Source organism: Thalassospira sp. MCCC 1A02491 (assembly GCF_001613785.1).
GTDB classification, from domain to species: Bacteria; Pseudomonadota; Alphaproteobacteria; order Rhodospirillales; family Thalassospiraceae; genus Thalassospira; species Thalassospira povalilytica.
This window is the reverse complement of record NZ_LPVX01000023.1, coordinates 264,038-286,951: the sequence shown is the minus strand read 5'-3', so window position 1 is coordinate 286,951 and position 22,914 is coordinate 264,038. Positions and strand designations below refer to the sequence as shown.

The window sequence follows — 22,914 nt, the reverse complement described above, 5'->3', positions numbered from 1 at the left end:
TTGCCTGGTCACTGCCCCATGGATCACAGATCTGGCAAATCTCGATATCGCCCTGCAGGGCGAGGATCTCGCCGATCAGATGGCCGGAGACTGTTTCCGGCCAGAGTGTGACGGTAATGACCTTTTGGAATTGTCGGGCCGGAACATGTGTGGTGATGTTGCCGGTCACCTTGTCGCAATGAAGGTCAGATGCGGGAAGGTTTGCAGACAAGTTGTGACTGGTTGCCGGAAGGTCACGGCGATAATCGCCGCTGACCAATCCGTTGAGAAACCCGGTCAGCAGACAGGGTTGATCGTCGTTAGAACGGGCAAGCAACTCCGGGCGGTATTCCGACAGAATGGCCGGGATTTTCTCTTCGGCATCCAGCAGGGGCTGCATGGTCTGAGCCGTTGCCATCAGATACCAGTCGATGAAGTAGCTTGATTTATATTGTCTTGCTTCTGCGGTGCCGATCTCATCAAGCACGCTATTGGGCCACTTTGCATGAGCGGCAATCTCGCGCTGGCGTTTGACTGAGAACAACCGAACAGTGACGGACCGTTTGCCAAGCTCTTGCAAAAGAGATTGGCGACCAAGCAACAAGGTTTGTTGCTCGCTCTCGATACGGGCGTCATAGCTGGTCCCTTGCAGGTGCCAGATACGCGACAGCGACCCGTCTTTGCCACGCACGGTGACACCATCGACCGGATCAATCCCGTCGAGCTCCAGCTCTTCCTGCAGCCAGTCTTGCTCAATATCCCCAAGCAAAAGGCGACGACCCGCCGGAACGACCAGGCCGCCCGCCATACCGGTCACAAGACCAGTGGTGATTACATCGGCCCAAATCATTTGCGACCTCCCGTGGTCAGGAGGCGCTCACCCTTACGGCTGCCCCAAAACATTGGGGTCACCAGCAGATCGCGGTCATAGTTCGGATTGATCCGCTGATGTTTGACGAGATAGATCCATGCGCCGACAAAGCCCACGATCCCGCCTGGAATAACCAGGGCAGGAAAATCGAACACGACGGGCAGGACAAAACCCAGAACGCCAACGAGACCGGCAACAAGCAAAAGCGAGATCGGTAGACCGATCAGCGTCATCTGGCGCTGGACCTGAATGAGAACAGCACTGGCGGCTTTCATTTGAGAACCCCCAGAAGACCCGAAGCAATGGCCGGTCCTGCAGTGACCAGGATGCCACCAATCACCATCATGATGCCGCGTTGTGGATCGAGCCTGCCTGTGAAGGCTCCCCAACCACCATAGACGACCAAACCAAGACCAAGCGCGATGGCGAAGATCTTGCCAAAGCCTTCGGCCAGAAGTTCGAGGAAGGAGACAACCGGATCCCACCAGTTGCCACCTGTAGTGTCTTGCGCAAAAGCGGGTTCGGTCATGGCCAATGTGGCAAGGCCAGCGATGACAGCGATTTTGAGAAGGTTGCGTTTATCCATGTTCTGTTTTCCTTGTCGTCAAATCGTCAAAACGGTGAGGACGCCCAGCGTGAAGACGACGGCGACCAGATTGAGAGCGGTGAGGATGGAGATCAGCTTGACCATCTTGCGAAAGCGGTCCTGCGCCATATCAGCAAGGCGGGCGGCTTCCTGCATGGCAGACAGACGTTCCCGCACGGCATCAGTCAGGGCTTCATTCTTGAAGTCCTCGATGGCGGCAGTGACTTCGTTGGTGAAGGTTTCTGCCTGTGCCTGGATGATCCCGGACAGGGTGCGGTTATGCTGATCGATCAGGCGGCGATGCTCGTCGAGCACGACCTTGTGGATGGTGTAGATCATGAGCACCGGGTCACCGTCCTCGACGGTGACCTGATGAACTTTCCACAAATGGGTGCGCAGCTCTTCGATGCTGTCCATGGTCAGGGGCGGCGGAGGAGCCTCATCAAGAACGCTGGCCATTACAGCACCGCCTGTTCCATGGAGGCCCCAATGCTACGCCAGGTCATCATCAGGCGCTGGCGCGACATCAAGGGGAAGTCTGCGTGGCTGCCTGCTTCATCGAAGGTCAGGCGGGCACGCATCATCTGTTCAATGTCATGGCCAAAGGTTTCTTTGCGAACCTCGGGTAAACGGACCAGCGCGTGAATGCGGTTCTTGTTTTTCTTGTAAAGTCCGGAATGCTCGAAGCTCTCGACTTCGCCAGATGCGTTCTTGCGTTCGATCCGCCCGAAATATTCATTGAGCCAGACGACGACCGGAATATCGGGAACGCTCTGCAAGACCTGATGCAGCCCTTGCATGGTATCATTAAGCGCCTGGCCACCTGTCAGGATCGTATGAAGCCGGACTTCATGACCGGCATCGGCCAGCATTTGCAGGGCCTGTGCTTCAACCATATAGCCAAGCAGCGGCAGGAAGGTGCTGGCCCCGTTATCGATCACCACAACCCCGTCTTCCGGGCCGATCATGATCTGTTCGATCAGGGCATCGAAATAGCGCGGGTTGATCTCGTCAGGACGTTCGCCCAGGCGAATGGTTTCGACGGGGAATGCCTTGTATCCGGCAAAGGTCTGGTTGACCGGATCGGTATCATAGCAATGAAGCGGGGTGTCGCGTTTGAGGTAATGCTGCGCGAGAAGGCTTGCGACAAACGACTTGCCGACCCCGCCCTTGCCCTGAAGGGTAAGATTAATCAACGCCATCGGCGATAACTCCATCTGAAATAATAATTTTGATGCCCAGCACAGTGGCGAGGCGGAACATGTGGGCTGCTGACAGATCCGTCCTGCCAGCCTCAAAGTCTCGATAGGTGCGTTCGCACACGCCGATACATTCACCTGCACCAGCTTGGGTGAGGTGTTTGCTCTCGCGGGCTTGCCGCAGGCGGGTGTGAAGAGTGAGGTAATCTGATTTCCAGGAGTTCACGGAGTTTCCTCCGTGTTGTCCGAGGACCCTTCCCACAAGCGATCAAGCTCTTCTTGCTCTTCGGCCTTGAGGCTTGGGAGCAAATTGCTTGTGGCTGGCTTCGACTTCTCAGTGAGGTAGTTCTGGATTGGTTTGCTGGTGCGCCCAGTGGATTGCGCAGAGGTATTGCGTGTGGACTTCGAGGCTTCAGTACGCAGTCGTTTAACGCGGTCATAGAATGACCTGCGAGACATTGTGATACGTCCCGATGCGCTCAGTTCTTCGTAGATTGTTCTGACCAGAATGCCTTGCTCAAGCTTGCCGAGAATTTCATCTCGCAAAGCAAGGATTTCGATCTTCGCCTGACCCCATTCGGCTGGCATTGTAGGACCCCCATCATGCCGTTAACGACTTGACAAGGATCGGAAATGTATGGTCTCAATTCTCTACCGAGTGCACCAAAATCTGATGTTTCTCGGGGAAAAGAATTGGGCAAACAGGTATGCCCCCGCAACCAACATTAAAAAAAGCTCGCCCTTGTGGCGGGCTTTTTTAATGTTCGATTGTCGGGTGCATGCGGATTGGAACATCGCAAACAGGCCAAAGCCTGTTTGCACAAGGTTCTTTGCGAAGGCCATAGGCCGAAGCTGAGCGAACGCAGTGAGCGCTAATCCTGCCCCCGCAACCAACATTAAAAAAGCTCGCCCCTGTGGCGGGCTTTTGTCGTTTTAGTCTTGGGTCAGAATTAGAACCTTCGATCTTCCTGCGTTACAAGCCTGTGCTCATAACTTGATGGTTTCGAAGGAACCGTGCACCCGGTGGGTGCGCGTAAGTCCTGAGAAAGGCTGTTAAGAAATCGCTCCAGTGGAGCGATTTTAAGCTGAAGGTCGAGCACGGCGACAGCCGCGCGCAGACTGCGCTATCGGCCCTTCCTCAAATCTTAGCCGCTGCCTGTTTTCTGGTTTTTTGCATAGATATAGGCCGTGCCTAGGACTGCGCGGGTGTTTCACCCTCTGGCCGATACGTGATCTGATAGGTAATCATATAGATTTTAAAACACACAGAAAGTTGATAGATTCAACTTGGGCGGGAACGTCGGGTTCTATGTCAGACCAAGAGGGGCAGAATGTCAGATTGGATTACGGATAGCCAAGATGAGCAAACCATTGAGGAATTATTTCGGGATGCCGACCAAATTCACATCCCAATTTTTCAAAGGTCCTATGTTTGGAAGCAAAAGCAGTTCGACGAACTAATTGCAGACATCGAACTAGTACTGTCAGAGGTCGAAGAGTCTCAATTTCTAGGGGCTATTGTTGCATTTGAACGGCCTCGTCCAAACCAAATCGTGGGACGTCTTCGTTCTCTTTCTGTGGTCGATGGTCAGCAAAGACTATTGACGTTGAACATTTTCTTGATGGCGATAGTCGAGTGCATGGCTGCTATCAGCAAAGAGGACGCGGCAGAAGTGGTTGCTGAATTCTTGCTTCTGCCAAGACGACGAGGCCTTGATATCAATACACGCATTATTCCTGCGTTTGATGATCGTAATCAATATCGCTTGCTATGGGACAGGCTTAATTCGCCGGAAGTTTTGCAAAATGAGATAAAGGATAACCCGCCTTTACCCGCACCACCGAGTGGCAATGCAGAAGGGGATTTAGTAAAGCAGTACCATCGGATTCTGAAATATTTGAAGGGGCATGCAAAAGGAGTAGATGACGAGAAACTTCATTATTATAGAAATATTTTGAATGTAATTTCGCGCCACTTAACTTTCGTGCATCTGAAATTAAACGATGCATCTGCAGCCACAAAAATTTTTGAAAGGCTGAATTTTCGCGGCGTCAAAGTGGGGATCGTGGACTTGGTTCGCAATGAAGTGTTTTCGAGTATCGCAGAAGATCCGTCTACTGCACAGCACATTTTCGATCACGTTTGGAAGCCGTTTGAACGTGAATTCAATGGGAAAGCCGAGGCATTCTTTTTTCCTTACTGTCTAATTCAAAATAGTAATATCAAAAAATCAGAGCTTTTTAGCCAATTGAGGAATTCTTGGAGTAAGTTATCTGCCGAAGAAATGGTTGAACACATGAGACCATTTCAAAAACCATTTTTGGCTGTAGAAGGAATAGATAACTATCCAGAGTCAAAACGCATCTCCAAACAATTGGAGCAACTTGTGAGGTTGCGGCGGCCATCTTCTGTTTATCCGTATGTTATGTCTTTGCTTAATGCGTGGAAGTCGGATGAGATTAATGAGGAATGTTGCATTGATTTGCTTGAGTCTTTGCAATCGTTCTTGGTTAGGCGTTCCATTCTCGGTTATGAACCAACAGGGCTACACGCATTGTTTAAAGGCTTGTGGGGGCAAATGAAGCAACGCACGTCTCATGAATTTGCTGAGATTGTTGCTCAAAAACCGACAATTCAATGGCCTAGTAATGGAGAGTTGCGTGAAGCCATCAAAAAAAGGCCTCTTGCAAAGGCCGGAATAGTGAGATTTTTACTGCGTGAGTATGATGTAAGCTTTCGTGGAGATCACCCCGAGAAAGAGCCGACAATTGAACATATCCTGCCTCAGTCTTACGAAGATGGTGGGGAATGGGCTCAAAAGTTTTCACACGAGGCGCATCGTCAATTAAAGGATACTTTGGCAAACTTGTTGCCATTATCATCCGAGCTAAATTCGTCAGTTAAGGCTAGAGAATATTCTTACAAGTCTGGGAGATATCAGCAGGAATCAATGTTTTTATCACCGAGAAGGCTCTCAGAGACTTGGGCAGACTGGACGGTCGACACGATCAAAGAGCGGGCAGAGTTGATGGCATCTTGGGCCGAAACGAGGTGGCCCCACTCGTTAGAGTAAATACCTGTGTAAATAGGACTCTGTAAATTCTAATGTTTAGACTTCGGTTGTATTGCAAAAACACCCCCGCCCAAAAGGACGGGGGTGTTCTCACATCAAAGCCCAAAAGCTCCAATCAAAATCAAACTAGCCTCTCAGCGCCTCACGCTAGATCAAACCGATCCGCATTCATCACCTTGGTCCAGGCAGCCACGAAGTCTTTAACAAACTTCTCCTGGTTGTCGTCCTGGGCATAAAGTTCGGCATAGGCGCGCAGGATCGAGTTTGAACCGAAGACCAGATCAACGCGGGTTGCGGTGAATTTGGTTTCGCCCGATTTGCGATCAACGATGTTGTAAAGGTTCTTGCCCGCCGGTTTCCAGCTATAGGACATATCCGTCAGATTGACGAAGAAGTCGTTGGTCAGAACACCTTCGCGGTCGGTAAACACGCCGTGTTTGGTGCCACCATAGTTGGTGCCAAGAACACGCATGCCACCGAGCAGAACCGTCATTTCATGGGCGGTCAGGCCAAGAAGCTGTGCGCGGTCGAGCAGCATTTCCTCGGGCTGAACGACATAGTCCTTTTTCGCCCAGTTGCGGAAACCGTCGGCCAGCGGTTCGAGCGGCTCGAAGCTTTCGGCATCGGTCATCTCGTCGGTGGCGTCACCACGACCCGGTGCGAACGGAACGGTGATGTTGAAGCCGGCATCCTTGACGGCCTTTTCAACCGCAGCCGTACCACCCAGAACGATGAGATCGGCAATCGAGACTTTCTTGGCAAGGCCGGCCTGAATGCCTTCGAGGGTGCTAAGAACCTTGGCAAGGCGGGCCGGTTCGTTGCCTTCCCAATCCTTCTGCGGGGCCAGACGGATGCGGGCACCATTGGCACCACCACGCTTGTCCGAACCACGGAAGGTACGGGCAGAATCCCAGGCGGTGTTGATCAGCTCGGCCGAGGTCAGGCCGGACGCCAGCAATTTGGCCTTGAGGTCGGCGATTTCGGCGTCTGACAAGGTGTAGTCAACCGACGGGATCGGGTCCTGCCAGATCAGGTCTTCGGCCGGAACGTCCGGGCCGAGATAGCAGGCTTTCGGGCCGAGATCACGGTGGGTCAGCTTGAACCATGCGCGGGCAAAGCAATCGGAGAAATATTCGAAATCATTGTCGAATTTCTCGATGATTGCACGATAGGTCGGGTCCATTTTCATGGCCATATCGGCATCGGTCATGATCGGCATGCAACGGATTGACGGATCTTCGACGTCAACGGGCATGTCTTCTTCCTTGATATTGATCGGTTCCCACTGATGGGCACCGGCCGGGCTTTTCTTGAGTTCCCACTCATAGCCCAGAAGAAGCTTGCAATAACCGTTATCCCATTTGGTCGGATGGGTGGTCCAGGCACCTTCGATGCCCGAGGTCACGCTGTCACGGCCGATGCCGCGCGTGGTGTGGTTGTTCCAGCCCAGACCCTGTTCGGTGATGTCAGCGCCTTCGGGAGCTTCGCCCAGAAGGGCGGCATCGCCATTGCCGTGGGTTTTACCGACGGTATGACCCCCGACCGTCAGAGCAGCGGTTTCTTCGTCATTCATTGCCATACGGGCAAAGGTTTCGCGCACCTGGGCGGCGGTCTTGATCGGGTCAGGCTGCCCGTTGACACCTTCCGGGTTCACATAGATCAGGCCCATCTGCACGGCGGCAAGCGGGTTTTCCATGGTTTCGGGTTTGGTGACATCGTCATAACGGGAATCAGACGGTGCCAGCCATTCCTTTTCCGCACCCCAGTAAACGTCTTTTTCCGGATGCCAGATATCTTCACGACCACCGGCAAAGCCAAAGACTTTGAGGCCCATCGATTCATAAGCCATGGTGCCGGCCAGAATGATCAGGTCAGCCCAGGAAATCTTGTTGCCATATTTCTTTTTGATCGGCCACAGAAGACGGCGTGCCTTGTCAAGGTTGGCGTTATCAGGCCAGGAGTTCAGCGGGGCAAAACGGATATTGCCCGTGCCGCCGCCACCACGGCCATCGGCCAGACGGTAGGAACCGGCAGAGTGCCAGGCCAGACGGATCATCAGACCACCATAATGACCCCAGTCCGCCGGCCACCAGTCCTGGCTGTCGGTCATGAGGTTTTTCAGGTCGGTTTTGACAGCGTTGAGATCAAGTTTCTTGAACTCTTCTGCATAGTTGAAGTCCTTGCCATAGGGCGTGGATTTGGTGTCGTGCTGATGCAGGATGTCAAGATTAAGGGTTTTGGGCCACCAGTCGGTGTTGGTGGTGCCGGTCTCGGTCATGCTGCCGTGCATTACCGGACATTTCCCTGCGGTATGTTTTCCGTCCATTTTTCTCTCTCCGTAGTGGCTGAGATGTTTTTAAAACAGCTCCTTGACCCGTTTCGTTTTGCGCCAAAGACGACCGGGGCAAAACAGCAAGTCCCGATCTGCTGTTTCATGTCGCCTTATGGTTGGGTTCCCTGAGATGTGATTTAAACAAAACCAGTTTGAGTGCGCCAGTATTTCTACGTGAAGCTTTCATGTTGCAGATAATGTTCAACTCAGAGATCGCAACGAACGTGGTCACAAATTCCGAAGCCATGGGTTTCCCCATCGCTTTGAAGAGCCTAACAATTTGATGCGTAATAGGTGAAATAGTTATTTTATGTATCTTTGATAGCTTTTTTCGATTTCTTTGGGCGGCGGGGCCAACCGGCGGGACAGGCCGTGACAGACCGTGACAGACCGTGACATTCGGCCAAAAGCGGTTAGACTGGGCTAAGTCATTTGCCTGACGGGCTTTTTTCAGATGCCCGGTTCATGCACACATCACCGATCGTTCAGAATGGATAGCGCGTATATGTCTCATTCCTCAAAAGGGGCCATTTACATGGCCGCGGCGGCCAATCTGTTGATTGCTGTGGCGAAGTTTGCCGGGGCGGCGATTACCGGTTCTGCGGCGATGATGTCGGAAGGCATCCATTCGCTGGTGGATACGGGCAATCAGGGGCTTTTGCTTTTGGGGTTGAAGCTTTCGACCCAGGAGCCTGATGAACGTCATCCGATGGGCTATGGCAAGGAGACCTATTTCTGGTCGTTTCTGGTTGCGGTTATGATTTTCGGATTGGGGGCCGGTGTTTCGATCTGGGAGGGGGTGGACAAGATCCTTCATCCCCATGCGCTTGATATCCATGTGGTGGCATCGTTTGGCGGATTTGATATCCGGACATATCACGTTGTGTTCACGATCCTGATCATCGCCATGGTGCTGGAAGGGGCAGCGTTCCGCACAGCCTATCGGGCGTTTCGGGTCCAGAACCCCGACAAGACGATCATCAAGGCCGTGCATAGCAGCAAGGACCCGACAGTGTTTGTCATCCTGTTTGAGGATTCAGCGGCCTTGCTTGGTTTGCTGGTGGCATTTGTCGGGATTGCGGCGGCCTATTTACTTGATATGCCGGTGCTTGACGGGCTGGCATCGGTGATGATCGGTCTTATTCTGGCAGTCACGGCGTTTTTCCTGGCGGTTGAGTGCAAGGGGCTTCTGATCGGGGAAAGTGCCAATGCGCAAAGCCGCGAAAAGATCGCGCGGATGGTTGCGGGCATTCCGGGCATTTTGGGGGTGAATGAAATCATCACGCTGCATCACGGACCGCAAAGCGTGATTGTCTGTGTCAGTGTCGATTTTGATGACAAGATCGGATCGCCACAGGTCGAAGCCGCCGTGTCGCGCCTTGAGATCGATATCCGTGCTGCCATCCCCGAAGTATCCAAGGTGTTTATCGAGGCCCAAAACTGGAAATCGCATCAAAGCCTGCTTGATCCCGATGTACCGGCCCCGCAGGTCTGATACCGGGGTGGTCGCCGCGGCGTTATGCATTTGAGAGCGTGCGCGGCGATTTCCTGCGCGATGGATTGACCATTCATCCGCCCAATAGTATGAGGAATGCAAACAGGCGGCATCGGTCCCGGTTCGGGACCTGTGCCGACAAGCATAGAAGGGCAGGGCGTTGACGGCTTCATCACATCATTCGGGCATCCCGGCCCAGGCACCAAGCTGGATCGCGGTTGACTGGGGCACATCGAATTTGCGCGTCTGGGCCATGGATGATAGCGCTAACATCCTGGCGATGGCGGAAAGTCCGCTTGGCATGAATGCGATTGCCGGGGACGATAAGCTGAGCTTCGAAGGGGTTCTGATCGGGCTGATTGACCGCTGGCTTGATCCGGCGATACGCAATGTGCCGGTGGTGATTTGCGGTATGGCCGGGGCGCGGCAGGGATGGCTTGAAGCCCCGTATTGCGAGGTGCCGGTTGCACCGCGCGATCTGGCATCCGGGGCGGTCAGCCCGACGGTGGCCGACCCGCGGGTGGCGGTTTCGATCCTGCCCGGATTGTGTCAGCGTCCCAAAGGCGTTGGCGAAATATCGGGCGATGCCGATGTCATGCGCGGCGAGGAAACCCAGCTTGTCGGCTTTATGAACCAAAACCCGAATTTTGCCGGTTGGATATGCCTGCCCGGAACCCATTCGAAATGGGCGCGGGTTGCGGACGGAAAAATCACCGCCTTTCGGACCTATATGAGTGGCGAGGTCTTTGCGCTTTTGTCCCGCCAATCAATCCTGCGCCATTCGGTTGGCGATGATTGGGATGATGCGGCCTTTGCCGGGGCGGTGCGGGCGGCAAAAACGCAGCCCGGCAGCTTTTTGCATCAGCTTTTTACCGTGCGTGCCGCGGGCCTTGTTGCCTTGAACAGCGCGGACGTCCCGTCCGGGGCGGCGGTTTTGTCAGGCAGTGTGATCGGTCTGGAAATTGCCGATATTCTGGATCGGTTGCAGGATGGTGAAACCATTGCACTGGTCGGTGCAGGCAAGCTTGCATCCCTTTATCAGGCAGCACTGGCCGTGCATGGCCAAACTGCGCTGGCGATGGATGGCGGTGCCATCACCCTTGCCGGATTAAGCCAGGCCCATCAGACCTTATCGCACGCATCACAAAGGATTTAAGACCATGGCACCATATGTTGCAGAACAGATTACCGATGCGCGCAGCGGCAAAAAACACCGCCGGCTGATTGCGATCCTGCGCGGGGTTCACCCCCATGAGGCGGCCGATATGGCGCGCGCGCTGGTCGATGCCGGCATCAGCATGATTGAAGTGCCGCTTAATTCGCCTGCCCCCCTTAAAAGCATCAGCGCGATGAAGGAAACGGTCGGGGATGCGGCGATGATCGGGGCAGGGACCGTTTTGACGCCTGATGATGTGGCCAATGTCAAAAAGGCTTCGGGTGAATTTATCGTTTCGCCCAATTGCGATATCGAGGTGATCGCCAAAACCAAGGAACTTGGCATGGGGTCCTGGCCCGGTGTGCTGACGCCAAGTGAATGCTTTGCCGCCATCAAGGCCGGGGCAGACGGGCTTAAAATCTTTCCGGCCAGCATCATTGGTGCAGACGGCATCAAGGCCATGCGCGCAGTTCTTCCGGCACAGATGCCGGTTTATGCGGTCGGGGGCGTCGGGCCGGATGATTTTGCAACCTATGCCAAGGCTGGGTGTGACGGGTTTGGTCTGGGGTCTGGGATTTACAAACCCGGCATGTCGGTGGCCGATGTTTCAAAGGCGGCGGTTGCCTATGTCGCGGCACATGACGCGGTGTTCGGGGCGTGATCAACCGGTGATTTTGCAGATGCCGGTGATCTGGATTAATCGTTCCAGATCGTGGAACGGTGTTTGACCAGACGGCCATGCCCGGTCTAAATTCCTGCCATTAGACGAACTCCAAAATGGGAGGATCCATTGGATCTGGGAATCAAAGGCCGCAAGGCTATCGTATGTGCCTCGTCCAAGGGGCTTGGCCGTGGTTGCGCCATCAAACTGGCAGAAGCCGGTGTTGATCTGACGCTTAATGCACGTTCCGAAGGGCCGCTGAATGAAACGGCGGAATATATCCGTGATACATATGGCGTGAATGTCACGACGGTTGCCTGTGACATCACCACCGAGGAAGGCCGCAACAAGGTCCTTGCCGCCCAAGGTGCGCCCGACATTCTGGTCAATAATGCCGGTGGTCCGCCCCCGGGCATCTGGTCCGATTGGGGACAGGCCGAATGGGAAGCCGCGGTTCAGTCAAACATGCTGACGCCGATCCTGCTTGCGACCGCGGTTCTGCCGGGCATGATTTCGCGCAAATGGGGCCGTATCGTCAATATCACGTCGGGTTCGGTCAAATCGCCGATCCCCCATCTTGGTCTTTCGAACGGGGCGCGTGCCGGTCTGACCGGTTTTGTTGCCGGAACGTCGCGTCAGGTGGCCAAGGATGGCGTGATCATGAACAACCTGCTTCCGGGGCAGCATGACACCGATCGCATCAACGCCCTGATGACCAACAAGTCAAAGGCCGAAGGCATCAGCCTTGATGAAGCACGCACCAAAACCCAGGCGGGTCTTCCGACCGGCCGTTTTGGTGATCCGCTTGATTTCGGTGCGACCTGTGCCTTCATGTGCAGCGAACATGCGAAATTCATGGTCGGGCAGAATATTCTGCTGGACGGTGGCGCGTTTAACTCCACCCTTTAATTCGCCCCATATGGACTGCAAATGGTCGCTTTCTGTGCTTCCGGTGCTCATGTACTTTAGTACGCTGCGCGCCGGTTCTCGAAAGCGGCCATTTTCGTCATGCGAGGCCGCGAACCTCACCACACCTGATGTAACATCGTATTGAAACAGCTTCGGAAATGGCGTCATTCACCTTTGTCTATGTGCTGCGTGAATTGGGGTTTGATCCGGCGGCAAATGTCCGGGTCAAGCTGCCCAGGACTTATGTCGGCTGGTCAACCGATGTTGAGGCGCGGTTGGTGACGCATAATAGCGGCAAAGGGGCCAAGACCACGCGCGGGCGGCAGTGGGAGCTGGTTTATGTTGAACGGTTCCGTACCTTCGGTCAGGCCATGAGCCGGGAATGGCACCTTAAGCGGGACCGCAAATTGCGCAAGATGCTCGCGGGTGGATAGCGCGGTCTGTCGGGCTTGGCCCGGCTGTTGTGCGGCTGAAATTTGCTGCCTGGCAAGGAAACGGATGCCAAGCAATGCAATTGCTGCACGGCGCCCGGCCAAAACAGGGCTTGCATCATTGCGCCAAGTAACAGATATGTCCTTGCAATCAATCCATTGAAACCGGGGTAACACCAGATATGGCATTCGTTCGCAAAAACCCGCTGAAACTCAACAAGTTGCAGCTTCGCACCCTTGTCCTGGCACAGGTCATCGCCAAAGACCCGAATTCGGGCAAGATCGACGAAGCCAGCGGTGAGGCAACCCTTCTGCGTGTGCCCCATGCCCATGGTGACCATGTGCATGTCGGCAAATTCACCGTTGCGGCCCGTGACGCCAGCGGCTTTGAAAACCCGGCAGTCTGGGTTGCGCTGACCCGCAAGGGACTGGTCAAGGAAGGCTATCCGGGCAGCATCGTTCTGACCAAGGAAGGTATGGAATACGATACCGGTCTTGGCGACCATTTCCTTGAAGAAAGCGATCACTAGGATTTCGGGAATTCATCCCCCGATGCCGACAAGAAAAAGCCCTGCACAAGCAGGGCTTTTGTTTTTTAGTGCGGCGATACGGGTCTATTTCACGCGGATGAATTTGCCGTTCTGAATTGTCACGAAATAGACGTCGCGATTTCCATCCCCATACTGATCGAATTTCAGTTCCTGATGCAGACCCATCTGCGGGGGCAGATCGGTCATGGCATTGGCCAGTTTCTGATCGGGGTGTTTGGTCTTGAGCGCGGTAAACAGAACCGTTGCCGCATCATAGGCCAGAACCGCACTGAACCCCGGATGGCGATCAAACATGGCTTCGTAATCGGCAACAAATTGCTGGAAACGCGGATTGGTGTCATAGCGGTCATAGGCCTGGACAAGTTCCATGCCCTCGACCGCGGTTCCGCCGATTTCAATCAGCAAATCGGTTCCGGCCCATTCCGCAGCAGAAATCGGGATGTCCTTGGACAGTTTGCGGATTTCAAGCGCAAGATTGGCACTGTCGGAACTGTTGGCGACCAGCACGATCGCATCGGGGGCATCATCAACCAGTTGTCTGGCGATCTCGGCATTGCTGGCCTGACTGGTGTTGATCCAGTTTTTGGAAATCACCCGGCCGTCAAGTTCTTCGAATTCCAGAAGAAATTCACGATACCAGCTGTCGGCGAATGCTTCGTTTTGACCATCAAGGGCGATGGATACGCGTTTTCGGTCAAGCTCGATGCTGCGTTTTGCATAGGCGCGCGCATTTTCACGTGTGGTGGTGTTCATACGGAAAAGATAGTCGCGAAAACCGGCAAATTCGGCGGCGGATACCGTTGGTGATACGGTCACGATGCCCAGTTCGTTGATAACCGGCAGGATCGCCATGCCGATCGAACTGATGATGGGACCGACAATGGCATCGACACCAAGTTGGGAAAGTTCGCGGACATGCTGTTGGGCGACTTCGGGTGATTTTTCATCATCCCGCGGCAGGATTTCAACCATCCTGCCATTGATGCCGCCATCGTTATTGACTTGCTGGGCGGCAAGCTTCAGCGCATTGAGTGCATCGGTTCCGGTATCCGAACCCGGTCCGGACAATCCGGCAATGAAACCGATCTTGATCGGGCCTGACTGGTCACAGGCAACAACGAGAAAGCACGCGAAAATCAAAGCAAAAACATTCGAGACTGGCCGCATAATGTTCCTGTCGGTTTTTAAGGTCAGGCGGTGTTGATCTGACGGTGCTGGACCATCAGGTCAACGGATGCTGACACTGGTTTCTTTGCAGGTCATCGTTGGGGGCGACCGGTAGTATGACGACCTTGTGTGCTACTGCCGATATGGTTGTGACGGTCGGGGACTTCAAGAAGTTACAACGTCTTTTCCGGCCGTTAGCCGAAATCGCGACGCGCTTGCAAGACACGGCCAAATGTCGTTATCAGGCACAAGGCCCCGAAGATTGCAGCAATCTGGGGGAACCAGCCGGGAAAGACGCAAATCAGGCACAAAACAAGGATGGTTTCGCTGCCTTCGGTAATGCCGGTCAGGAAATAGAAGCTTTTTTTGCCCTGTTTGTCATGGTTGCGGTTCTGCTTGGCTGCGATGATCGCATAGGCCAGAAAACTCGACCCGGTGCCGACAAAACAGAAAATCAGAAAGGCCGCCATAAGCGCATGTTCCGGACGCCCGATGGCAAATCCCAGAATGATGCCGGAATAAAACAGGAAATCGGCGACAATGTCGTAATAGCCGCCAAGGTCGCTTTCCTGTGTTTTGGCACCGGGGTGGCGTGATCTGGGGACAGTATGACGGGCAACGGCACCGTCAAGCCCGTCCATGATCCGTGACAACAAGATCATCACAAGGGCCGCATAATCAAGCTGGAAGGCAAGAAACACCGCACCAAGGACCCCGAACAAAAAGCCGATGCCGGTGATGGCATTCGGGGTGATCCCCGTGCCCGACAGGGTACGGGCAGCCGCATTAAGCGGTATGTCGATCAGCGGGCGCAGGCGGGCATCAAACATCGGGAACTCGTTTCGGTTGGTCAAGCCTGGCCCGACTATAGGGGCAAGGTTGAACAAATCAAAATCACCAGTTCGTAAGCCGTCAGATATTGATGCCCGGTCCCCCGGATATGCCCGCCGCGCGGCAAGTCACGGGCTCAGGTCTTCCAGTCGCTGGCGCTGTTTGCCATTGGCGTCAAAATTGTCGGGTGACAGCCATGCTTCGAACCCGCTGCGAATAGCAGGCCATTCTTCGGCGGTGATGGAAAACCACGCGGTATTTCGATTGCGGCCCTTATAGACCATATGGTTGCGGAACGTGCCTTCATAGGTGAAGCCATACCGGGCGGCGGCGGCGCGGGACGGGGCGTTCTGATCGTCGCATTTCCATTCGTAGCGGCGATAGCCAAGTTCGTCAAAGGCGCGCCGCATCATCAGATACATCGCCTCGGTCCCGCCAATGGTTTGCGACAATGCCGGGGAATAATTGATATTGCCGATTTCAACCGACCCATTGGCGGCATCAATGCGCATAAAGGCTGCAACGCCAACCGCCGAATTGCGGGTTTTGTCGATGATGGCATGAAGCATCGGGTCACTTTGACCCGCCATGGTTTCCAGCCACGCCTTGTAGCTGGCAAAATCGTTGAACGCATTGGTCGAAAGATAGGTAAAGCGTGACCCGTCCTGTGCCATGGTGTTGGCATCAAACAGGTGCCTGGCATCGCGGACAAGGTCAAGCGGGCTGACGATCACATGCTGGCCGACCATGTCGCTGCGTGGCGGCATGGCGCATCCGGTCCAGTTTTCAACGGGATGGCCAACCGGTTTTCCAAAAACATCTTTGTGGGGCGAGGTCATGTTTCTTCCTGACAACGAACAGTGGAAAGCCAGATTTGCTGAAATCGGTCCCGTCGACAAGGGCCAGTTTTGTCAAACCGGTGGGGCCAATCGGCGGGCCCGTGTCACTGGGTCAGGGATGTTTGATCAAGGATATCAAGGAAATGACGATTGCGTTCATTGTCATGACAGAGCAGCGGCACGTCAAAGCGTCTAACAGGCGGAAGGTCGGCGGCAACAATGCCGTCATGTGGGGCACCAGGGGCATTTTGCACATGGGACGGATCGGCAAGCAGCGCATCAATGCGCCCGGCCCGCAACAGATCAAAGCCCTGTTTAAGGTTTTGCAGGGCCACCCAGTCAATCATCGTATCGGGCAGGGGCAATGGCGGCGGGGGAAATTGTTTCAGGCGGCCAACCAGAACCTGATCCTTGCTGGCAAGGTCAACATCTTTGCGGGTGAACAGCCGGACTTCGAAGCTTAGTGCATGTTTTGAAACGAGTTGCGGGTCATCATGGGGCCAGCCACCGGTCAGAATACAATCAAGTTCGCCGGAACGATACAGATGGAAAAGCCGATCATTTGGAAGGGTTTCGATCGAACCCGATGACGTTCTGGCCTGAAGGGCGGCGGCAAGATTGCGGTTGGCCGGTGTGGTATATCGGGCCCACTGGTTGTTAAGCGATACATGCGCGCCAATGCGAAATCCTGTTTCCTCTGCCAGAAGGGGATCTGGCACAAACAGGTACAGCGCAATGGCCACAAGTGACAAAAGCCATGTATCGACATCCAGACGCGGGCAAAACCGCATTGGTACCTCCGTTCCGGGTCCTGTTTTGATGTTACCTTCGGGCCGATATTTTACAAGGTCGCAGGTGGGCCTGAAACGGGGTTGGCCTTGTGATGATTGGGGCGATGCCAGATTTCGGAGCCCGGAATAAAACAAAACCCGACAGTCGGAACTGTCGGGTTTTGCGTTGATCAAATCGGGCAGGTCATCAGATGTCGGGATACCAGGCCCCGAGAACGCCAAATTCTTCGAGTTTGGCGACAATCTGTTCGGCGGCTTCTTCTGCGCTTTGATCGGCGGTGTTGACCACGATCTCGGCATTTTCGGGCCGCTCATAGGGGCTTGAAATCCCGGTGAAATTGGCGATCTCGCCGGCGCGCGCCTTTTTATAAAGGCCTTTGACATCGCGCTGTTCACAGACTTCCAGCGGGGTGTCGATAAAGACTTCGATAAATTCGTCTTTTTCAACAAGGCTGCGGGCAAGCTGGCGTTCGCTTTTGAATGGCGAGATAAAGGACACCAGCGTGATCACACCGGCATCAACGAACAGCTTGGCGGTTTCACCAACGCGGCGGATGTTTTCCACACGGTCCGCATCGGTAAAGCCGAGATCCTTGTTCAGGCCATGACGGACATTATCACCATCAAGAGTGTAGGTGTGCTTGCCAAGTGCATGGAGCTTTTTCTCCACCAGGTTGGCGACGGTTGATTTGCCCGCACCCGACAGGCCGGTGAACCACAGAACGACCGATTTCTGGCCTTTCTGATAGGCACGTGCCTGTTTGTTGATGTCCATTTCCTGCCATTTGATGTTGGTCGCACGGCGAAGGGAATGGTTGACCATGCCCGCACCAACAGTCGCGTTGGTGAAGCGGTCAATGATGATGAAACGGCCCGAATGACGGTTTTCGTCATAGGGATCAAAGGCCAGTGCCTTGTCCGCCGAGATATTGGCAATCCCGACTTCGTTCAGTTCAAGCGTCTTGCCCGCCACATGTTCGAGCGTATTGACATTGACCTTGTATTTAAGGTCGCTGATCTGTGCGCTTGTTACCTGTGCACCCATCTTGATCAGATAGGGGCGACCGGGCAGAAGATGATCTTCATGCATCCAGATGATGCGGGCTTCGAACTGATCAGCGAATTCCGGTTTGGCATCGGATGCCGCCAGAACATCACCGCGCGAAATATCGATCTCGTCTTCAAGAGTCAGGGTGATGGCCTGACCGGCGATGGCTTCGTCAAGGTTGCCGTCAAAGGTGACGATTTCCTTGACCTTGCTGGTCTGGCCCGATGCGGTGACAACAATTTCATCACCTGGTTTGACCCGACCCGATGAAACAGTGCCGGAAAAGCCGCGGAAATCAAGGTTCGGGCGGTTGACCCACTGCACCGGAAGACGGAACGGTTTGTTGATCGCGTCCTGTTCGACCTGAATGTCTTCAAGATGTGCCAGAAGCGTCGGACCGGAATACCACGGCGTATTGGCGCTGGCTTCAATCATGTTGTCGCCGCGAAGGGCAGATAGCGGGATCGCGGTGATCGAGCTGTAATTCAGCTGGGCTGCGAACGCGTTATAAGCAGCGACGATTTCGTCAAATTTGGACTGATCATAATCGATCAGGTCCATCTTGTTGACGGCCAGAACCACGTGCTTGATGCCGAGAAGGGACGTGATGAAGCTGTGACGACGGGTCTGGGTCAGGATGCCTTTTCGCGCATCAATCAGGATCACGGCCACATCGGCGGTCGAGGCACCGGTTGCCATGTTCCGCGTATATTGTTCGTGGCCCGGCGTATCGGCGACAATGAATTTGCGCTTGTCGGTCGAGAAGAAGCGATAGGCGACATCAATGGTGATGCCCTGTTCGCGTTCGGCCTGAAGACCGTCAAGCAGCAGGGCGAAATCGATCTCGCCGCCCTGGGTGCCAACCTTGCGGCTATCAGATTCCAGCGCCGCCAGCTGGTCTTCGAAAATCAGTTTGGAATCCCAAAGCAGACGGCCGATCAGGGTCGATTTTCCGTCATCGACACTGCCGCAGGTGATGAAACGCAGAAGGCTTTTTTCTTCCTGGGCTTTGAGGTAGCCGAGGATGTCATCAGCAATAAGGTCAGATTTATGCGCCATCAGAAGTAACCTTCCTGCTTCTTCTTCTCCATCGACCCGGCCTGGTCATGGTCAATCATGCGGCCCTGACGTTCGCTTGAACGGGTCAGAAGCATTTCCTGGATAATTTCGGGCAGGGTCGCTGCCTCGGACTCAACGGCACCGGTCAGCGGATAGCAGCCAAGCGTCCTGAAGCGTACCGACTTCATTTCCGGCTTTTCGCCGGGTTTAAGCGGCATACGGTCGTCATCAACCATGATCAGCATGCCATCGCGTTCGACGACCGGACGTTTTGCCGAATAATACAGCGGCACGATCGGGATCTGTTCGAGATAGATGTATTGCCAGATATCAAGCTCGGTCCAGTTCGAGATCGGGAAAGCACGGATGCTTTCGCCTTTGTTGATCCGGGCGTTATAGATATCCCACAATTCCGGGCGTTGGTTTTTCGGGTCCCAGCGATGGGTTTCGGTACGGAAGGAAAATACACGTTCCTTGGCGCGTGCCTTTTCCTCGTCACGGCGCGCCCCGCCAAAGGCCGCATCGAACTTGTATTTGTTCAGCGCCTGTTTGAGCGATTCCGTTTTCATGACATCGGTATGCAGGCTTGACCCATGGGTGAACGGACCAATGCCGCGTTCGACACCGTCCTGATTGATATGAACAATCAGATCAAAACCATATTCAGCCGCCATCCGGTCGCGAAACTCGATCATTTCGCGGAATTTCCAGGTGGTATCAACATGCATCAGCGGGAAGGGCGGCGGTGCGGGATAGAACGCCTTGCGCGCCAGATGCAGCAGAACCGATGAATCCTTGCCGATGGAATAAAGCATCACCGGCCGTTCAAACGATGCCGCAACCTCGCGGATGATATGGATACTCTCTGCCTCAAGCTGGCGGAGATGGGTCAGATTGGGCTGCATTCTCTTTCCTGCCGATCAATCAAAACTGTGGCAATTAACACAATTTTTTGTGTTTATAATTGTATTTCACTTGGCTTTGATGGGTAATATGGAATGCTCCGCAACGCAAGTGTGATTTCTATTTTTACACAAATTTTTGTGGTCCAATTATATTTCACATTCCCCGTGTGTTTAATTTATCGGCCGCTGCCGCAATTGCCAATAGCTAAAAGTCCGGCACGCCAAAGCAATCTCAGCAGACACTGTTCATAAGGAGGGGGCCTGTCACAGGCGGATAGGTGTGACAGAAGTCACAGGAAATGCCATGCGGGAAAAGTAGCATTGCCAGAAGGGAATTCACGTTAAACGCGCTTGGGGGACAGGCATGAAATTCGACATTACGATCTGGGGCGAGGCCACAGACGTCATTCGCAAAAACATCGTGATTTTTACTGCGGCGGTTGCGGCATTGTGGATCATGGATATCGTGATTTATGCCTTGCGGCCTGATATGGAATCACCGGATTTGCCGACCTATTTTGTCGGCGCGTATCTTGCCATTGCCTGTCACATGACGGTTTTGCGCAATGTCAGCGGGTTTTCCGCGGTGGGGGCGCTTGAAAAAAGCGCTTTCTTCAAGTTCTTCATGCGCGGCTTTGCCGTGGCCATGGTGACGCTTATCCCGGCACTTTTCGTGATGGTTCCAATTTTGGCGATCCCCGAAATCAAGGCGGCCCGGGAAGACGTTCGGTTTTTCCTGGTGATGGTTGCGGTGCTTGCCTTTTACGGGGTGGCGATGCTGGTCGCACTTGGTTTGGTGGGGACCTGGCTGCCCGCAGCGATCATGGCCGATGGTTCGTCAATCCGGCGGGCATTTGCACGCGGTCGCAAAACGATCGGCTATGTGACGTCGCGCCTGATCGTCGGGCCGGGCGCCAATATCGTATTGTTCCTTGTAACCGTGTTCCTGTTGCCCGGGCGGTTTTCCGAAGCCGTTCGCACATACACCATTCACGCAGGCGAACTGCAATTTGTGCCGTTTGATATGGCAATGAACGGTCTGGCCTATCTGGTATGGGCAACCGGCGTTGTTCTTGTCGCCGTGGTCCTGTCACGCGCCTATCAGCTTGGCGAGGCGCGTTTGGCTGAGGCAAGCCAACCGGCAACCGAACTCAAACAGGCAGAGGCAATCTGAAATGGCGCAAGATAAAGAGACTGTCCAAACCAGCCCCAAACAGCCAGGTATCTGGAAGACCAGTTTTGTTGCGATTTTGCGCTGCTGGGCCAGCACTGTAATTGTGGCCATCCTGATGCTGGCAATGGCTTTCTGGCAGTTCGCAGCACCTTTTTCCGGGCAGGTCTATGTCATCTATGTGCTTGGACTTGTCATCTGGGGATATTTTGCGCTGTCGCTGTTTGCTTGGTTGCTAAATGGGTATGCAGGCATTGCGGCATTCAAGGAATTTGATGCGTCGTGTGTCCGGCTTTTTTCCGGGCGTTATATTGTCCTGCAACTTCTTGATACTTTGCCCGCATCATTGGGGCTGTTTGTCCTGACCGGCCATTTCATGTTGTCTCCGGAAGACATGGCCAAGATCGAGAACCTGTCTGCGATAGGCATTTCCAGCATCTTTACCTTTGTGAGTCTCTGGATCGTTCTGGTGTTCTTTGCAACATTGTTGCCCGCGGCCCTTATCGGCGATGGAAGTGGCGTGGGACGTGCGGTTGCGAGAGGACGGAAGACTGTATGGTACGTTACAGGACGGGTTTTGCTGGGCCCTGTGTTGATGCTTTTTCTGGGCTCTATGATTGTAAATCTGGTTCAGACAGCAGGTGGGCAACCGCTGATATCAAGCGATGGCTCGCTGGCCTTTAACGCAACCTCGATCATAACAATGGCGGTAAGCAGCCTTCAATATATTGTCATCGGTGCCATGATTGTTGTGATCGTATCGCGTGCCTATCACCTTGGTGAAAAACGTTTGACAGTTTGATGATTTCGCTGCCGCTGCCGCCGTTGCGTTTTCAGGCCCGCGTGTCAATAGCGAAGCAATAAGGATTGAACCACGATCTTCTTCATCGCCATATATTGATCTGTTTCATCCAGCAGCCAGGGCGCGATGCCAAAGAATGAGCCATCATGCGTGAAATTCAAATCCTGGATTATTCAGGATGTTTTTGATGTTCTTTGGTTAAACCGTTCGGTGGTTGCAGCAGCAGTTTCATGGTTGGCGCTGTTTGCTGTATTTGACGCGATTGTACCCCATCCGGCCTTGCTTGGTCCGGATGGGGTTTTGTCATTGGGCGGCACGTGCTGGTTTGTCGTGCGTGCATTGGTTGATGCGGTGGCGTTGATTGTCGTTGGCATTTTAGCCCAACTGTCATGTTTGACCCGGCAGGGTGGTTGGGGTGCTATTTTGGCTGCGAACCGCAAAGCTGTTCTTTGTTGCAGTGTCGGGATGTGGGGGCTGGCGGTGCTGACAATTGCGATGGTCCTGGTCTATCAGCAATTTTTTGTGGCTGACATCATACGTGCCTTGCTCGGCAGCAGTCGTGAACCGTCGCATTCGGGACGGCTTTTGATCGGGGCATTTATCCTTGTTGGATTTCTTGGTGTGATTGCCCTTGGCGCAAACTGGTTTCCCGCAGTTCTTGCTGGTGCGGACAGGTCAATGCGTAAAACCTGGCAGCGGGGCAGGGGGACCTTCCTGTATGTGATCTGGCGGTTGGTTGCGGTTTTGCTTTTCTTACCGGTTATCTCGACCCTGATCGTGCCGGTGATCGGACAAATGGTGGCGATTTTTCATGTGCTCGGGATTCCTGCCGATGTGGCAGTTCTGGGTGTTCGGGCGCTTGCTGCTGGTGTGATTGCCTGCTTTGTCTCGATGCTTCTTTCAGTGATTTTTGTCCGTGCCTTTGTCATCTCGTTGAAATAGCACCAAAATCTGATGTTTGTCTGCGAACAAACTAACGGCTGCGGATTGGTGCTTTAGGTAATTTTATTTCAAAATTGTCGCCTATATAAAAATAAACTTGATTTAGGTCAGTGTT

General features: G+C 54.0%; 23 protein-coding genes and 1 pseudogene. 10 read left to right on the top strand and 14 right to left on the bottom strand.

The genetic code is table 11. The features are described from left to right. The 7 genes and pseudogenes from AUQ42_RS08915 to AUQ42_RS08885 all read right to left on the bottom strand — a co-directional run. A pseudogene (locus AUQ42_RS08915) lies at positions 1 to 829 on the bottom strand (type IV secretion system protein VirB4); the annotation flags it as partial. Next, positions 826 to 1,125, bottom strand: a complete 300-nt coding sequence (locus AUQ42_RS08910; RefSeq protein WP_068518715.1) for a hypothetical protein — start codon at positions 1,123 to 1,125, stop codon at positions 826 to 828. The gene AUQ42_RS08910 and the pseudogene AUQ42_RS08915, both read right to left, overlap by 4 nt. Continuing rightward, positions 1,122 to 1,436 (bottom strand): TrbC/VirB2 family protein, encoded by a 315-nt coding sequence (locus tag AUQ42_RS08905; RefSeq protein WP_068518714.1) that lies wholly within the window; start codon positions 1,434 to 1,436, stop codon positions 1,122 to 1,124. Before AUQ42_RS08905 ends, AUQ42_RS08910 begins: the two co-directional genes overlap by 4 nt. An 18-nt stretch (positions 1,437 to 1,454) precedes the next feature. Continuing rightward, positions 1,455 to 1,895: a hypothetical protein gene (locus AUQ42_RS08900; RefSeq protein WP_068518713.1), complete on the bottom strand. Its 441-nt coding sequence runs from the start codon at positions 1,893 to 1,895 to the stop codon at positions 1,455 to 1,457. Then, a complete protein-coding gene (locus AUQ42_RS08895) occupies positions 1,895 to 2,638 on the bottom strand; it encodes a conjugal transfer protein TraL (RefSeq protein ID WP_068518712.1) in 744 nt (247 codons plus the stop codon). The genes AUQ42_RS08900 and AUQ42_RS08895 overlap by 1 nt, the downstream gene beginning before the upstream one ends. After that, positions 2,625 to 2,861 carry a helix-turn-helix transcriptional regulator gene (locus AUQ42_RS08890; protein WP_068518711.1) on the bottom strand — a complete coding sequence of 79 codons (237 nt, stop codon included), beginning with the start codon at positions 2,859 to 2,861 and terminating at the stop codon, positions 2,625 to 2,627. The genes AUQ42_RS08895 and AUQ42_RS08890 overlap by 14 nt, the downstream gene beginning before the upstream one ends. Further along, entirely contained in the window at positions 2,858 to 3,223 is a 366-nt protein-coding gene (locus AUQ42_RS08885) for a hypothetical protein (protein ID WP_068518710.1), read from the bottom strand. The genes AUQ42_RS08890 and AUQ42_RS08885 overlap by 4 nt, the downstream gene beginning before the upstream one ends. A 743-nt stretch (positions 3,224 to 3,966) precedes the next feature. On the opposite strand from AUQ42_RS08885, the gene AUQ42_RS08875 reads away from it, so the two are divergent. Beyond that, the gene (locus tag AUQ42_RS08875) at positions 3,967 to 5,709 is read left to right on the top strand and encodes a DUF262 domain-containing protein (protein ID WP_068518708.1); all 1,743 of its coding nucleotides are present in this window, start codon (positions 3,967 to 3,969) and stop codon (positions 5,707 to 5,709) included. Positions 5,710 to 5,851: 142 nt separating this feature from the next. Here the strand turns inward: AUQ42_RS08875 and katG are convergent, their stop codons facing one another. Next, the gene (gene katG / locus AUQ42_RS08870) at positions 5,852 to 8,035 is read right to left on the bottom strand and encodes a catalase/peroxidase HPI (RefSeq protein ID WP_068518707.1); all 2,184 of its coding nucleotides are present in this window, start codon (positions 8,033 to 8,035) and stop codon (positions 5,852 to 5,854) included. Positions 8,036 to 8,546: 511 nt separating this feature from the next. Here katG and AUQ42_RS08865 point away from each other — a divergent pair. From AUQ42_RS08865 to AUQ42_RS08840, 6 genes are all read left to right on the top strand, one after another. Further along, on the top strand, positions 8,547 to 9,536 hold the full coding sequence (locus AUQ42_RS08865; protein ID WP_068518706.1) for a cation diffusion facilitator family transporter: 990 nt from the start codon (positions 8,547 to 8,549) through the stop codon (positions 9,534 to 9,536). 160 nt (positions 9,537 to 9,696) lie between these two features. Then, positions 9,697 to 10,692: a 2-dehydro-3-deoxygalactonokinase gene (locus tag AUQ42_RS08860; RefSeq protein ID WP_068518705.1), complete on the top strand. Its 996-nt coding sequence runs from the start codon at positions 9,697 to 9,699 to the stop codon at positions 10,690 to 10,692. A 4-nt stretch (positions 10,693 to 10,696) separates the two neighbouring features. After that, positions 10,697 to 11,353, top strand: a complete 657-nt coding sequence (locus AUQ42_RS08855) for a 2-dehydro-3-deoxy-6-phosphogalactonate aldolase (RefSeq protein ID WP_068518704.1) — start codon at positions 10,697 to 10,699, stop codon at positions 11,351 to 11,353. A gap of 129 nt (positions 11,354 to 11,482) precedes the next feature. Next, a complete protein-coding gene (locus tag AUQ42_RS08850; RefSeq protein WP_068518703.1) occupies positions 11,483 to 12,262 on the top strand; it encodes an SDR family oxidoreductase in 780 nt (259 codons plus the stop codon). Positions 12,263 to 12,420: 158 nt separating this feature from the next. Then, positions 12,421 to 12,696: a GIY-YIG nuclease family protein gene (locus AUQ42_RS08845; RefSeq protein WP_068518702.1), complete on the top strand. Its 276-nt coding sequence runs from the start codon at positions 12,421 to 12,423 to the stop codon at positions 12,694 to 12,696. A 179-nt stretch (positions 12,697 to 12,875) separates the two neighbouring features. Next, positions 12,876 to 13,223: a hypothetical protein gene (locus tag AUQ42_RS08840; RefSeq protein WP_068518701.1), complete on the top strand. Its 348-nt coding sequence runs from the start codon at positions 12,876 to 12,878 to the stop codon at positions 13,221 to 13,223. An 84-nt stretch (positions 13,224 to 13,307) separates the two neighbouring features. Here AUQ42_RS08840 and AUQ42_RS08835 read toward each other — a convergent pair whose 3' ends face one another. The 6 genes from AUQ42_RS08835 to cysD all read right to left on the bottom strand — a co-directional run bounded on the left by AUQ42_RS08835 (position 13,308) and on the right by cysD (position 19,884). Further along, positions 13,308 to 14,411, bottom strand: a complete 1,104-nt coding sequence (locus AUQ42_RS08835) for an ABC transporter substrate-binding protein (RefSeq protein ID WP_068518700.1) — start codon at positions 14,409 to 14,411, stop codon at positions 13,308 to 13,310. 194 nt (positions 14,412 to 14,605) lie between these two features. Further along, positions 14,606 to 15,241: a CDP-alcohol phosphatidyltransferase family protein gene (locus AUQ42_RS08830; protein ID WP_068518699.1), complete on the bottom strand. Its 636-nt coding sequence runs from the start codon at positions 15,239 to 15,241 to the stop codon at positions 14,606 to 14,608. 129 nt (positions 15,242 to 15,370) lie between these two features. Then, entirely contained in the window at positions 15,371 to 16,081 is a 711-nt protein-coding gene (locus AUQ42_RS08825) for a GNAT family N-acetyltransferase (RefSeq protein ID WP_068518698.1), read from the bottom strand. A gap of 104 nt (positions 16,082 to 16,185) precedes the next feature. Further along, positions 16,186 to 16,872: a hypothetical protein gene (locus AUQ42_RS08820; protein WP_068518697.1), complete on the bottom strand. Its 687-nt coding sequence runs from the start codon at positions 16,870 to 16,872 to the stop codon at positions 16,186 to 16,188. Positions 16,873 to 17,059: 187 nt separating this feature from the next. Then, the gene (gene cysN / locus AUQ42_RS08815; protein WP_068518696.1) at positions 17,060 to 18,979 is read right to left on the bottom strand and encodes a sulfate adenylyltransferase subunit CysN; all 1,920 of its coding nucleotides are present in this window, start codon (positions 18,977 to 18,979) and stop codon (positions 17,060 to 17,062) included. Continuing rightward, positions 18,979 to 19,884 (bottom strand): sulfate adenylyltransferase subunit CysD, encoded by a 906-nt coding sequence (cysD, locus tag AUQ42_RS08810; RefSeq protein WP_068518695.1) that lies wholly within the window; start codon positions 19,882 to 19,884, stop codon positions 18,979 to 18,981. Before cysD ends, cysN begins: the two co-directional genes overlap by 1 nt. Positions 19,885 to 20,248: 364 nt before the next feature. Between cysD and AUQ42_RS08805 the strand changes: the two genes are divergently transcribed. The 3 genes from AUQ42_RS08805 to AUQ42_RS08795 all read left to right on the top strand — a co-directional run bounded on the left by AUQ42_RS08805 (position 20,249) and on the right by AUQ42_RS08795 (position 22,799). Then, on the top strand, positions 20,249 to 21,058 hold the full coding sequence (locus tag AUQ42_RS08805) for a hypothetical protein (protein ID WP_068518694.1): 810 nt from the start codon (positions 20,249 to 20,251) through the stop codon (positions 21,056 to 21,058). Next, positions 20,991 to 21,857 carry a hypothetical protein gene (locus tag AUQ42_RS08800; protein WP_156480859.1) on the top strand — a complete coding sequence of 289 codons (867 nt, stop codon included), beginning with the start codon at positions 20,991 to 20,993 and terminating at the stop codon, positions 21,855 to 21,857. The genes AUQ42_RS08805 and AUQ42_RS08800 overlap by 68 nt, the downstream gene beginning before the upstream one ends. A 150-nt stretch (positions 21,858 to 22,007) precedes the next feature. Beyond that, a complete protein-coding gene (locus tag AUQ42_RS08795) occupies positions 22,008 to 22,799 on the top strand; it encodes a hypothetical protein (RefSeq protein ID WP_068518692.1) in 792 nt (263 codons plus the stop codon). Positions 22,800 to 22,914 lie beyond the last annotated feature (115 nt).

Bases quoted from the DNA above. Each gene is read 5' to 3' on its own strand.
- AUQ42_RS08845 (WP_068518702.1), top strand. From the start codon at position 12,421: ATGGCGTCATTCACCTTTGTCTATGTGCTGCGTGAATTGGGGTTTGAT.
- AUQ42_RS08905 (WP_068518714.1), bottom strand. From the start codon at position 1,436: ATGGATAAACGCAACCTTCTCAAAATCGCTGTCATCGCTGGCCTTGCC.
- AUQ42_RS08875 (WP_068518708.1), top strand. From the start codon at position 3,967: ATGTCAGATTGGATTACGGATAGCCAAGATGAGCAAACCATTGAGGAA.
- AUQ42_RS08910 (WP_068518715.1), bottom strand. From the start codon at position 1,125: ATGAAAGCCGCCAGTGCTGTTCTCATTCAGGTCCAGCGCCAGATGACG.
- AUQ42_RS08900 (WP_068518713.1), bottom strand. From the start codon at position 1,895: ATGGCCAGCGTTCTTGATGAGGCTCCTCCGCCGCCCCTGACCATGGAC.
- AUQ42_RS08855 (WP_068518704.1), top strand. From the start codon at position 10,697: ATGGCACCATATGTTGCAGAACAGATTACCGATGCGCGCAGCGGCAAA.
- AUQ42_RS08840 (WP_068518701.1), top strand. From the start codon at position 12,876: ATGGCATTCGTTCGCAAAAACCCGCTGAAACTCAACAAGTTGCAGCTT.
- AUQ42_RS08835 (WP_068518700.1), bottom strand. From the start codon at position 14,411: ATGCGGCCAGTCTCGAATGTTTTTGCTTTGATTTTCGCGTGCTTTCTC.
- AUQ42_RS08895 (WP_068518712.1), bottom strand. From the start codon at position 2,638: ATGGCGTTGATTAATCTTACCCTTCAGGGCAAGGGCGGGGTCGGCAAG.
- AUQ42_RS08805 (WP_068518694.1), top strand. From the start codon at position 20,249: ATGAAATTCGACATTACGATCTGGGGCGAGGCCACAGACGTCATTCGC.
- AUQ42_RS08825 (WP_068518698.1), bottom strand. From the start codon at position 16,081: ATGACCTCGCCCCACAAAGATGTTTTTGGAAAACCGGTTGGCCATCCC.
- katG (WP_068518707.1), bottom strand. From the start codon at position 8,035: ATGGACGGAAAACATACCGCAGGGAAATGTCCGGTAATGCACGGCAGC.
- cysD (WP_068518695.1), bottom strand. From the start codon at position 19,884: ATGCAGCCCAATCTGACCCATCTCCGCCAGCTTGAGGCAGAGAGTATC.
- AUQ42_RS08885 (WP_068518710.1), bottom strand. From the start codon at position 3,223: ATGCCAGCCGAATGGGGTCAGGCGAAGATCGAAATCCTTGCTTTGCGA.
- AUQ42_RS08820 (WP_068518697.1), bottom strand. From the start codon at position 16,872: ATGCGGTTTTGCCCGCGTCTGGATGTCGATACATGGCTTTTGTCACTT.
- AUQ42_RS08830 (WP_068518699.1), bottom strand. From the start codon at position 15,241: ATGTTTGATGCCCGCCTGCGCCCGCTGATCGACATACCGCTTAATGCG.
- AUQ42_RS08865 (WP_068518706.1), top strand. From the start codon at position 8,547: ATGTCTCATTCCTCAAAAGGGGCCATTTACATGGCCGCGGCGGCCAAT.
- cysN (WP_068518696.1), bottom strand. From the start codon at position 18,979: ATGGCGCATAAATCTGACCTTATTGCTGATGACATCCTCGGCTACCTC.